This is a genomic window from Streptomyces sp. SS8, assembly GCF_054072955.1.
This window is the reverse complement of sequence record NZ_JBSVCZ010000005.1, coordinates 257,461-265,773: the sequence shown is the minus strand read 5'-3', so window position 1 is coordinate 265,773 and position 8,313 is coordinate 257,461. Positions and strand designations below refer to the sequence as shown.

The following is an 8,313-nucleotide window of genomic DNA, read 5'->3' as shown; positions in this document are numbered from 1 at the left end:
ACGGACGCTTCCTTCGGCACCCCTTCCGGGGCCCCTCCGGGCGCTTCCCTTCGGTGTGTTCACTACCTTAGCGGATCTCTCCGGCGACTCATAATCGAGCCATTCGGATCGTTTTTCCGTGCGCTTCAAGCGCAGCGGAAACGACCCCGAATCGGGGAGTCCGTATCTGGTGGTGTCCGCTCCGGGCCTCTCTCACGCGACCTCTCCGGTCGCCGTGGATCTCGTCCCGTTCCAGCGGCTCGGTCCACATTAGACCTCGGTCGGACCAACGTCAAGCTGCCTCCGGCAGTGACGTGGCTGGTGCCCCCGGTACGGGCTGACCGAGGGGCCGCCGGTGATCCAGTAGCGCCACGGGCGGGGCACTCCCTCGCCTCCCCACACCGGCGTGGGGGCCGTTCCACACGTGATCGGGGGAAGCCGGCGTACCCACGAGGATACGGAGAGGGGCGTCCTCACCGCCGCAGACGAGGAGCGAGAGGCCGAGCCGCCGGCCGCGGAGACGGCCGCATCCAGGAGGCACGCCGCCCCGGCGGAGATGGCCGCCCCGGCGGAGATGTTCGCCGTAGAGGGCATCGACGCGTCGGCCTTGCGGACGGGCATCGGCAGGTGTGACGCCGATCTGGCCAAGATCCGGGCCGAGCCGGCGGGCCTGGCATCGCAGCGGGCGCGCGTCGGCAGCCGCTCGACCGGCCAACAACGCGTCACTCGCCACTCTCGCGAGCGTTCTCCTGACCCCTGACCCCTAAACCGCGCCAACGTATCGGCGGGCCGTGAGCAAGACGCACAGCGCGTCAGGATCCGGTGGTCGGTTTGGCTCGCGGGCTCAGCCGATACGCCGAGACCGTCGGATCACCGGCGAGGTAGAACCGGTGCTGCCAGTCGTGGGCCCTGCTCACGCCTACCCGAGGACCGACCTTGATGAGCTCAGGAGGTACCGACTCGCCCTCGGACAACACGACCGGGGTATGTGCCAGGAGGTCTGTGCCGTTGTGCTCCGCCGTGATGCCGAGTGCCTGGCAGAAGTTCCCGGGGCCCCGGGCAAGACGTGGGCTCTCGACCCTCTCCCCTCGTCGCTTGCGTGCCAGGTCTTCTCCCTCGATGACCCTGCCTGCCCGGATGAGGACGGCCGAGGCGATGCCGTCCGTCCCCGTGACGACGTTGGCGCACCAGTGGAGGCCGTGGGACCGGTAGACGTACAGGTGTCCTGCGGGTCCGAACATGACGGCGTTCCGGGGCGTCCGGCCTCGGTAGGCGTGGGAAGCCGGGTCAGCCGTGCCGGAGTACGCCTCGGTCTCCGTGATGGCGATGCTCACGGTCCCCTCGGGGGTCTTGCAGGTGAGGACGTTACCGAGCAGCTTGGGGGCGACCTCTTCGGCAGGATGGGCGAGGAGATCAACGTTCATGCTGACCGCCTTGACACGCCGTAGGTGAAGTGGGTGTACGCCCGGCCGGGAGGGCCGGACATCGCGGCGTTGCGCTCGGCGCTGCCCCGGTAGGCGTGCGGCTCCGGGCCGATGCGGCCCGCGTACGCCTCGGCCTCGGTCAGCCGGACCTCGACCGGGCCGTCGTCGGTCATACGGACCAGGACACGGCCGAGGAGGTCCGGGGCGGCCTCCGGAACGGGCCGGTCGAAGAAGGCGCTGGGCAGGGGCTTACGGTCGTGGTCGGCGCTCACGCCTGCCGAGCGTAGTGCAGCCATCGGGTAACAACTGCGGGCGGCGGCCCTGGCCGGCGGAACCGTCCGGCAGACTTCGGGCGTTCAAAGGGATCGGCACGACACACAGGCCAGGGCCTGGGGGAGGAAGAAGATGGGCTTCAAGAAGCTGTTCGCGAGTGTGGGCATCGGCGGCGCGTCGGTGGAGACGGTGCTGACCGAGCCGAACGTGGTTCCGGGCGGCGTCGTCCAGGGGGAGGTGCGGATCCAGGGGGGATCGGTCGCCCAGGAGATCCAGGGGCTGTCGGTCGGTCTCCAGGCCCGTGTCGAGGTGGAGAGCGGGGAGGAGGAGTACACCAGGAACGTCGAGTTCCACCGTATGCGGCTGGGCGGGGCCTTCGAGCTCCAGCCGGGCGCGGTGCACACGGTGCCCTTCGGGCTGGAGGTGCCGTGGGAGACCCCGATCACCATGTTCATGGGCCGTCATCTGACCGGGATGAACATCGGGGTGACGACGGAGCTGGCGATCGCCAAGGCGGTGGACTCCGGTGACCTCGACCCGGTGAACGTCCACCCGCTCCCCGCCCAGCAGGCGATCCTGGACGCCTTCGGCGCCCTGGGGTTCCGCTTCAAGAGCGCGGACATGGAGCAGGGGCACATCCGGGGCACCCGGCAGAAGCTGCCCTTCTACCAGGAGATCGAGTTCCTGGCCCCGCAGCAGTACCGCGGGCTGAGCCAGGTCGAGCTGAGCTTCGTCGCGGACGAGCACGGGATGGACGTCGTGCTGGAGATGGACAAGAAGGCCGGTCTGTTCAGCGAGGGCAGCGACACCTACCGCTCCTTCACCGTGGGCCTGTCGGACTTTCAGCAGACCGACTGGGCCGCCTACCTCAACCAGTGGCTGGCCGAGGTCGGCGGCAGGCGGAACTGGTTCTGAGGGGCTCGGGCGTTCCTCGCGCAGGGCGCGGTCCGGTGCGGTACCGGGCCGCGCCCTGCGCCGTCCGGAGGGCCGGGATCGTTAGGCTGGCCGGTGCAGCGATGTCGCGCTACCGAGGAGGTTTCCCCACGTGACCGAGCAGAAGCGGCGCCCGCTCCCCCACGACTTCCACCCTCCGGTGCCGTCGTTCACGGTCGTGAGCGACGACGTCTCCGAGGGCGTCCGGCTGAAGCCCGATCAGGTCCACGCCGAGGGCAACACCTCTCCGCACCTGCGCTGGGAGGGCTTTCCGGAGGGGACCAGGAGCTTCGCCGTCACCTGCTACGACCCCGACGCGCCGACCGGCAGCGGTTTCTGGCACTGGTCGGTGTTCGACATCCCGGCGTCCGTGACGGAGTTGCCCGCGGGGGCCGGCACGGGTGCGATGAAGGGGATGCCCGCGGAGGCGGTGCACGTCCGCAACGACTACGGCACCCGTGACTTCGGCGGGGCCGCGCCGCCGCCCGGGGACGGCCCGCACCGCTATGTGTTCACGGTCTACGCCGTGGACACCGAGAAGCTGGGCGTGGACGCGGACGCGTCGCCCGCCGTGGTCGGCTTCAACCTGCGGTTCCACACGCTGGCCCGCGCACAGCTGATCGGTGAGTACGAGGTGCCCGCCGAGGGCTGAGGTCCCGGCCGGGCCGGATAGAGGGCCGTTCCGCGGACGGGAAAAGGCTTTGCGCCCCGTCGTCTCCGGATCGCACAGTGGTGGCCGGGCAGTCGGCACCGCGGTGGCGGGGGCGGCGGGGCGCGCTCACGCCCGCCGTCCGCCGGAGCCCGTCGGGGGACGGGCGGCCGCGTCGGCTGCCCCTCCTGTCCGCTCCCGTCCCCGCTTCCGGGGCTTTCGCCCCGCTTCCCGGCATCCGCGTCGTCCGGGTGTCGCCGCGTTCCCATCTCCCGTACACCGTGCGGAAATTGCGTTGTCCACCCGGTTGGGCAGCGGCACAGTGGTCCCACCCCGCCGCGGGGGCGGGTGCCGGAGGTGGATGAGATGCGCGAGACGCTGGTGCTCAACGCCGGTTTCGAGCCGCTGTCGACGGTGTCGCTGCGGCGTGCGGTGGTGCTGGTGATGCAGGACAAGGCCGTGGTGGAGCAGTCGCACCCCGGACTGCGCGTACGGGCGGCGCGGGTGGATCTCCCGGTGCCGCAGGTGATCAGACTCCGCAGATACGTGCGGGTCCCGTTCCGACAACGGGCGGCCTGGTCGCGGCGCGGTGTCCTCGTGCGGGACCGGCACAGGTGCGCCTACTGCGGGCGCCGGGCGACCACGGTGGACCATGTCGTGCCGCGTTCGCGCGGGGGCGGCGACACCTGGCTGAACACGGTCGCGGCGTGCGCGGAGGACAACCACCGCAAGGCCGACCGCACGCCCGCTCAGGCGGGCATGCGGCTGCTGACGCAGCCGTTCGAGCCGACACCGGCGGACGCGCTCGTCCTCGCGCTGGGGCTGCGGGACGGTGAGACGCCGCCGGAGTGGCTGACGCTGCCCGCCTCCGCCTGAGGCTCCCGGTGGGGCCGCCGAGCGCGGTGGCCGGTCCGGTCGGTCCGGCTCAGTTCAGTACGAGCTGGATGATCGCGGCCGTGCCGACGGCCACGATGACCGCGCGCAGGGCGGTCGGCGGCAGTCTGCGTCCCAGCCGGGCGCCGAGCTGGCCGCCGATCGCCGAGCCGGCCGCGATGAGCAGGACGGCCGTCCAGTCGAAGTCGGCGACGAAGAGGAAGAAGACCGCGGCCGATCCGTTGACGATCGCGCCGAGGATGTTCTTGACGGCGTTGATCCGCTGGAGGTCGTCGTTGATGAGCAGGCCCATCAGCGCGAGGTAGATGACGCCCTGGGCCGCCCCGAAGTAGCCGCCGTACATGCTGGCCAGGGTCATGCCGCCGAGGAGTGCGGGGCCGCCGTGGGGGTGGGCGGTCCCGCCGTCGCGCTCGCGGCGGCGCCGGATCGCGCGGGCCAGGCGCGGCTGGGCGACGACGAGCACCAGGGCCAGCGCGATGAGGATCGGGACGATCATGTCGAACGCCTCGGAGGGCAGTGTGATCAGCAGTGCGGCCCCGGTCACCGCTCCGACCAGGGCCGCGGCGCTCAGGCGCAGTACGCGGTCGCGCTGTCCGCGCAGTTCCCGGCGGTAGCCGATGGCTCCGCTGATGGAGCCGGGCACCAGGCCCAGTGTGTTGGAGACGTTCGCGGTGACGGGCGGGAGCCCGACCGCGAGCAGCACGGGGAAGGTGATCAGGGTCCCCGAGCCGACGATCGTGTTGATCGTGCCCGCGCCTATGCCTGCGACGCAGACCGCCAGCGCCTCCCAGATGTTCACGCGCAACGCCCCTCAGCCGATCGGTGTCCGGTGCACCGATCATGCCCGAGGGGCGTGGTCGCGGTGTATCCGGGTGCGGTGCGGGGGGCGCGGGTTTCGTCAGTCGATCGGCGGCTGTTCCCGGCGCTTGGTCAGGTCGGAGCGGCCCGCGCCGCCCGAGGGGGCCGTGGGGCCGGTTCCGGGGCCGAAGTTGCCCAGTGCGCCGCCGAGCCCCTTGAGGGCGTCCCCGATCTCGCTGGGCACGATCCACAGCTTGTTGGCGTCGCCTTCGGCGATCTTGGGGAGCATCTGGAGGTACTGGTAGGAGAGCAGCTTCTGGTCCGGGTCGCCGGCGTGGATGGACTCGAAGACCGTGCGGATCGCCTGGGCCTCGCCCTCGGCTCGCAGCGCGGCGGCCTTGGCCTCGCCCTCGGCTCGCAGGATGGAGGACTGCTTCTCGCCCTCGGCGGTGAGGATCTGCGACTGGCGCACGCCCTCGGCCTGGAGGATCGCGGCGCGCTTGTCGCGGTCGGCGCGCATCTGCTTCTCCATCGAGTCCTGGATGGAGGTCGGCGGCTCGATCGCCTTGAGCTCGACGCGGTTGACGCGGATGCCCCACTTGCCGGTGGCCTCGTCCAGGACGCCCCGCAGTGCCGCGTTGATCTCCTCGCGGGAGGTGAGGGTGCGCTCCAGGTCCATGCCGCCGATGATGTTGCGCAGGGTGGTGACGGTGAGCTGCTCGATGGCCTGGATGTAGCTGGCGACCTCGTACGTCGCGGCCCGCGCGTCGGTGACCTGGTAGTAGATGACCGTGTCGATGTTCACGACCAGGTTGTCCTGGGTGATCACCGGCTGGGGCGGGAAGGGGACGACCTGTTCACGGAGGTCGACGCGGTTGCGGATGGTGTCGATGAACGGGACGACGATGTTGAGGCCGGCGTTCAGTGTGCGGGTGTAGCGGCCGAAGCGCTCCACGATCGCGGCGCTGGCCTGTGGAATGACCTGGATCGTCTTGATGAGTGCGATGAAGACCAGCACCACCAGGATGATCAGCACGATGATGATGGCGTCCATCGTGGCTCCCCCTGCGTTCCTAGGATTTCACGCTGACCGGACTGACCAGCGCGGCCGACTGCGCCGTCGGCGTCGCCGGCGGTTGTGACCGTACGGTCACCCGCTATCACATCACGACGGCGGTCGCCCCGTCGATCTCCACCACGTCCACCTGGTCGCCGGGCTCGTAGGACGCGCTCGCGTCGAGGGCGCGGGCGGACCAGACCTCGCCGGCGAGCTTGACGCGCCCCCCGGAGCCGTCGACCCGTTCGAGCACGACGGCCTGACGGCCCTTCAGGGCGTCGACGCCGCTGCGGTGTTCGGGACGCTGCGTCTGCATACGTCTGGCGACGGGGCGGACGACGAGGACCAGCGCGGTGGAGACCACCACGAAGACGACCACCTGGGCCGTCAGCCCCCCGCCGAGCGCCGCGACGGCCGCGGCCGCGACGGCGCCCACCGCGAACATGCCGAACTCCGGCATGGCTGTGAGTACGAGCGGGATTCCGAGTCCTACGGCGGCGATCAGCCACCACACCCATGCGTCCACACCGCCATGGTAGGGCCCGGGTCAGCCGAGCGGGAGACCCTGAGCGGTCCAGCGGCCGCCGTTGTACTCCACGACCAGGGGGAGGCCGAAGCAGCGCGAGAGGTTGGCGGAGGTCAGCTCCGTCTCGACCGGCCCGGCGGTGAGCACCTTGCCCTGGCGGATCATCAGGACGTGGGTGAAGCCCGGGGGGATCTCCTCGACGTGGTGGGTCACCATGATCATCGAGGGGGCGTACGGATCGCGGGCGAGCCGCCCCAGCCGGCGCACCAGGTCCTCGCGGCCGCCGAGGTCGAGTCCGGCGGCCGGCTCGTCCAGGAGCAGCAGCTCGGGGTCGGCCATCATCGCGCGGGCGATCTGGGTGCGCTTGCGCTCCCCCTCGGAGAGGGTGCCGAACCTCCGCTCGAGGTACTCGTTCATCCCGAGGCGGTCGAGGAAGGCCAGGGCGCGCTGCTCGTCGACCTCGTCGTAGTCCTCGCGCCAGCCGGCGGTCATGCCGTAGGCGGCGGTGAGGACGGTCTGCAGCACCGTCTGGTCGCGCGGGAGCTTCTCGGCGAGCGCGCTGCTGGCCATGCCGATGCGCGGACGCAGTTCGAAGACGTCGACGGCGCCGAGCTTCTCGCCCAGGACGGTGGCGGTGCCGGAGGTCGGGAACAGGTAGCTGGAGGCGATGTTGAGCAGGGTGGTCTTGCCGGCGCCGTTGGGGCCGAGGATGACCCAGCGCTCCCCCTCCTTCACCGACCAGGAGACGTCCTCCACCAGAGCCCGACCCTCGCGGACCACGGATACGTCCACCAGCTCCAGTACATCGCTCATGGCGCGTTGTCTCCCATTGCAGTCGCGGCTGTCGCCTGTGCCTGTGGGCACAGTCCCCAGGGAAAACCTACGCCACCTCCTGCGCGCGGCTGTCCTTAGGCTGGGGGCATGCTCGAAGAACCTCGTTCCGGGCGGCTGGCCGCCTGGGGAAATGCCCTGTTCGCCGGAGTGGTGTCGCCCGACGACGCCGCTTCGCGCATCGTGGGCGACGACACGGTGCACCGCGTGACGGGTCTGCCGGGCGAGCCCGGTGAGGTGGGTCTCACCCTCGCGCTCGGCCGGCTGCGCGCCGCGGGGGTGACGGGTCTGCGGCTGGCGCTGCCCGCGCCGGGGCATCCGCTGGGGCTGAGCGGGCCGCCCGGGTTCAACGCCCGCGCCCTGGACGCCGGCGAGGCCGTGGTCGGGACGGGCGCGCCGCTGGGGCTGGTGCCGCTGGTGCGTGAGGCGGGTCCGCGGGGCGATGTGCACACCGAGGTGGTGTGGCACTGCCTTCCGGTGCGCGAGGCCCCGCCCGCGGACGTGCCGTCCCTCGGGGAGGCCGAACGGGAGCTGGCCGAGGCACTGCGCGAGGCGACCGAGGTGCTGACGCGGCTGGACGTGGCCGGTTCAGGCCCGGTGGCCGCGGCGGCGCTGGAGGCGTACCGGGCGCGGGCGGAGGCGGGACGCGCCCTGCTCGCGCCGTGCTATCCGCCGCGCGCGGTACGCGTTCTGGAGCTGGCGCAGCGGGTGGGCGCGCTGGTGGAGATCGCGGACGGTCCGGAGCACGGCGGCGCGGTGAGCGCGGGGGCGATGGCGGCGCGGGGCGAGGCTCTGCGGCCGGTGGAGCGTACGGCCAGGCGTGCGGTGGTGGCCGCGTACAACGCGTATGTGGAGGAGCGCGAGCGGGGCTGAACACGGGAGCCGGCCTCCCGGGCGGGCCCGGGAGGCCGGCGGTGCGGGACGGGCGGGCGCGGCGGGTGGAGCCGCC

General features: G+C 71.6%; 10 protein-coding genes. 4 read left to right on the top strand and 6 right to left on the bottom strand.

Translation table 11 applies throughout. From position 1 onward, the window contains the following. Nucleotides 1–791: 791 nt before the first annotated feature. On the bottom strand, nt 792–1,403 hold the full coding sequence (locus ACW69E_RS07725) for a DNA-3-methyladenine glycosylase (protein ID WP_457497422.1): 612 nt from the start codon (nt 1,401–1,403) through the stop codon (nt 792–794). Then, entirely contained in the window at nt 1,400–1,675 is a 276-nt protein-coding gene (locus tag ACW69E_RS07720; protein ID WP_457497421.1) for a DNA-3-methyladenine glycosylase, read from the bottom strand. The genes ACW69E_RS07725 and ACW69E_RS07720 overlap by 4 nt, the downstream gene beginning before the upstream one ends. 133 nt (nt 1,676–1,808) lie before the next feature. On the opposite strand from ACW69E_RS07720, the gene ACW69E_RS07715 reads away from it, so the two are divergent. The 3 genes from ACW69E_RS07715 (at nt 1,809) to ACW69E_RS07705 (ending at nt 4,134) form a co-directional block, all read left to right on the top strand. Then, the gene (locus ACW69E_RS07715; protein WP_457497420.1) at nt 1,809–2,591 is read left to right on the top strand and encodes a sporulation protein; all 783 of its coding nucleotides are present in this window, start codon (nt 1,809–1,811) and stop codon (nt 2,589–2,591) included. 130 nt (nt 2,592–2,721) lie between these two features. After that, nucleotides 2,722–3,261, top strand: coding sequence for a YbhB/YbcL family Raf kinase inhibitor-like protein (locus ACW69E_RS07710; RefSeq protein ID WP_457497419.1), 540 nt, complete (start codon nt 2,722–2,724; stop codon nt 3,259–3,261). 363 nt (nt 3,262–3,624) lie between these two features. Continuing rightward, a complete protein-coding gene (locus ACW69E_RS07705) occupies nt 3,625–4,134 on the top strand; it encodes an HNH endonuclease (RefSeq protein ID WP_457497418.1) in 510 nt (169 codons plus the stop codon). Between the two features lie 49 nt (nt 4,135–4,183). Here the strand turns inward: ACW69E_RS07705 and ACW69E_RS07700 are convergent, their stop codons facing one another. The 4 genes from ACW69E_RS07700 to ACW69E_RS07685 all read right to left on the bottom strand — a co-directional run bounded on the left by ACW69E_RS07700 (nt 4,184) and on the right by ACW69E_RS07685 (nt 7,346). Then, nucleotides 4,184–4,951: a sulfite exporter TauE/SafE family protein gene (locus tag ACW69E_RS07700; protein WP_457497417.1), complete on the bottom strand. Its 768-nt coding sequence runs from the start codon at nt 4,949–4,951 to the stop codon at nt 4,184–4,186. A 99-nt stretch (nt 4,952–5,050) separates the two neighbouring features. Beyond that, the gene (locus ACW69E_RS07695) at nt 5,051–6,004 is read right to left on the bottom strand and encodes an SPFH domain-containing protein (RefSeq protein ID WP_457497416.1); all 954 of its coding nucleotides are present in this window, start codon (nt 6,002–6,004) and stop codon (nt 5,051–5,053) included. 106 nt (nt 6,005–6,110) lie between these two features. Continuing rightward, a complete protein-coding gene (locus ACW69E_RS07690) occupies nt 6,111–6,533 on the bottom strand; it encodes an NfeD family protein (RefSeq protein WP_457497415.1) in 423 nt (140 codons plus the stop codon). Nucleotides 6,534–6,554: 21 nt separating this feature from the next. Further along, the gene (locus ACW69E_RS07685) at nt 6,555–7,346 is read right to left on the bottom strand and encodes an ABC transporter ATP-binding protein (RefSeq protein ID WP_279950952.1); all 792 of its coding nucleotides are present in this window, start codon (nt 7,344–7,346) and stop codon (nt 6,555–6,557) included. Between the two features lie 108 nt (nt 7,347–7,454). Between ACW69E_RS07685 and ACW69E_RS07680 the strand changes: the two genes are divergently transcribed. Next, complete coding sequence (locus tag ACW69E_RS07680; RefSeq protein WP_457497414.1) at nt 7,455–8,237, top strand: hypothetical protein; 783 nt, start codon at nt 7,455–7,457, stop codon at nt 8,235–8,237. Nucleotides 8,238–8,313 lie beyond the last annotated feature (76 nt).

Bases quoted from the DNA above. Each gene is read 5' to 3' on its own strand.
- ACW69E_RS07725 (WP_457497422.1), bottom strand. From the start codon at position 1,403: ATGAACGTTGATCTCCTCGCCCATCCTGCCGAAGAGGTCGCCCCCAAG.
- ACW69E_RS07715 (WP_457497420.1), top strand. From the start codon at position 1,809: ATGGGCTTCAAGAAGCTGTTCGCGAGTGTGGGCATCGGCGGCGCGTCG.
- ACW69E_RS07705 (WP_457497418.1), top strand. From the start codon at position 3,625: ATGCGCGAGACGCTGGTGCTCAACGCCGGTTTCGAGCCGCTGTCGACG.
- ACW69E_RS07695 (WP_457497416.1), bottom strand. From the start codon at position 6,004: ATGGACGCCATCATCATCGTGCTGATCATCCTGGTGGTGCTGGTCTTC.
- ACW69E_RS07685 (WP_279950952.1), bottom strand. From the start codon at position 7,346: ATGAGCGATGTACTGGAGCTGGTGGACGTATCCGTGGTCCGCGAGGGT.
- ACW69E_RS07680 (WP_457497414.1), top strand. From the start codon at position 7,455: ATGCTCGAAGAACCTCGTTCCGGGCGGCTGGCCGCCTGGGGAAATGCC.